Source organism: Pseudarthrobacter phenanthrenivorans (genome assembly GCF_036455295.1).
Classification (GTDB): Bacteria; Actinomycetota; Actinomycetes; order Actinomycetales; family Micrococcaceae; genus Arthrobacter; species Arthrobacter phenanthrenivorans_C.
This window is the reverse complement of sequence record NZ_JAYXNX010000035.1, coordinates 1-1,992: the sequence shown is the minus strand read 5'-3', so window position 1 is coordinate 1,992 and position 1,992 is coordinate 1. Positions and strand designations below refer to the sequence as shown.

Below are 1,992 nucleotides of genomic sequence, written 5' to 3'. Positions count from 1 at the left end.
CACAGCAGCAGCCCGCATCGGCCCCACAGTATGCGAAGACGACGGGCCAATGCCGATCGAGAAGAGATCGAAGACTCCGACTGCCATGCTGGTTCCTAACTAAAAGGGTGGTTGGGGTGGGTGGTCCGGGTTGGGTGCACCTGGCCGAATTCCTCCGCGTGCTCTGGGCCCACGCCGTCCGGGTTCCCTGGCCGAGCTTGCGAGGTTAGGGGGACGGTGGGGAGCACGTCTCCGGAATCCGCCCAGTCGCCAACGCACGTCACCAAAGCGACGCGGCAGGCAGGTAACGTCGTGCCCACGAGCGCCGGCGGAGCCGGACTTTTCGAAAGCGTGCGTCAAAGCGAGGAACGAGCAGCACGCGTGAAAATGTCCGGTCCGCCGTCGCGAAGGTGACCACGGGGCGGAACAAGGGACTACTTGACCCGCTTGTAGAACGGGAGGGGGACGACTTCGAACGGCTCTGCCTTGCCACGGAGGTCGATGTCGAGGGCGGTACCGGGGGCCGAGTGTTCGACATCCACGTAGGCCATGGCGATGGGGTATCCGAGGGTGGGCGACGGCTGGCCCGAGGTGACTTCCCCGACCGGGGCGCCGTCCTTGAGCACCGGATAGTGCGCGCGGCCGGCGCGGCGTCCCTGGCCTTTGAGTCCCACCAGGCGGCGGCCGGACGTGCTGCCGGCACCGGCTTCCTTCTTGGCGGCCAGGGCGGCTTTGCCAACGAAGTCGCCTTCCCTGGAAAGCGCGACGACGGGGCCCAGGCCGGCAGCGAACGGGTCGCCCTGGAGCGACAATTCATTGCCGTACAGCGGCATGCCCGCTTCCAGGCGAAGGGAGTCGCGGGAAGCGAGCCCTGCAGGGGTCAGTTCCCGTTCATCGGCGACGGCCATGAGGGCCTGCCACAGGGCGGGAGCATCACCGTTGTCCACGAAGATCTCGAATCCGTCTTCACCCGTGTAGCCGGTGCGTGCGACCAGCAGTTCCTTGCCCGCGCCACCCGCCAGGACCGGAACCTCGACGGCTGCGTAATACTTCAACTCCGTTACCAGGGAGTGCTGCGCTGCAGGCACCAGGCGAAGCAGGAGTTCCTGGGCCTTGGGACCCTGGACCGCGATCAGCGAGGTCCGTGCAGAGGCATCCTCCACTGCCACGTCGAACCCTGCGGCCCGTTCCCGGAGGGCTCCAGCCACCACGCCGGCGTTGCCCGCGTTGGGCACCACAAGGAAGACGTCGGTGCCGTCCTCTGCGGCGGGGCGANGCCACGTCGAACCCTGCGGCCCGTTCCCGGAGGGCTCCAGCCACCACGCCGGCGTTGCCCGCGTTGGGCACCACAAGGAAGACGTCGGTGCCGTCCTCTGCGGCGGGGCGACGGTAGGTGATGAGGTCATCGATGATGCCGCCGTCAGCGTCGCAGATCAACGAGTACTTGGCCTTGCCCACGGCCATGGCGGAGAACTTCCCCACCAGCGCGTAGTCAAGGAAAGCCGCCGCATCCGGGCCGGTCACCCAGACCTCACCCATGTGGGAGAGGTCGAACAGTCCGGCAGCCTTGCGGACGGCGTGGTGTTCGGCCAGTTCGGAGCTGTACTTCAGCGGCATCTGCCAGCCGCCAAAGTCCGTGAAGGAGGCGCCCAGCTTTTTGTGTTCGTCGTACAGTGCGGTGTAGTTCTCGGTCACGGTGCTGGTCCTTAGTTCTCGAACTCGGAGAGCGGCGGGCAGGAGCAGATGAGGTTCCGGTCGCCGGCGGCACCGTCGATGCGTCCCACGGGCGGGAAGTACTTGTCCTGCTTGTGGTGGGCGGGGAAGGCGGCCTGCTCGCGCGGGTAGGCGCGGTCCCAGCCGGAGCTGACGACGGCGGCCGCGGTGTGGGGTGCGTGGCGCAGGGGTGAGTCGGCCACGGCGAAGTCGCCGTTGGCCACCTGGTCGATTTCCTTGCGGATAGCGATCATGGCTTCGATGAAGCGGTCGATCTCCGCGAGGTCCTCGGACTCGGTG

General features: G+C 67.2%; 1 protein-coding gene and 3 pseudogenes. All 4 read right to left on the bottom strand.

The window, feature by feature from the left end; translation table 11 throughout:
- The coding region (locus VXJ37_RS20985) for a serine dehydratase beta chain (protein ID WP_331324925.1) at window positions 1-87 on the bottom strand (87 nt) is incomplete at its 3' end.
- 326 nt (window positions 88-413) lie between these two features.
- A pseudogene (locus VXJ37_RS20980) lies at window positions 414-1,259 on the bottom strand (glycine cleavage T C-terminal barrel domain-containing protein); the annotation flags it as partial.
- 30 nt (window positions 1,260-1,289) lie between these two features.
- A pseudogene (locus VXJ37_RS21215) lies at window positions 1,290-1,674 on the bottom strand (glycine cleavage system protein T); the annotation flags it as partial.
- Between the two features lie 11 nt (window positions 1,675-1,685).
- Window positions 1,686-1,992, bottom strand: a pseudogene (locus VXJ37_RS20970) (glycine dehydrogenase (aminomethyl-transferring)); the annotation flags it as partial.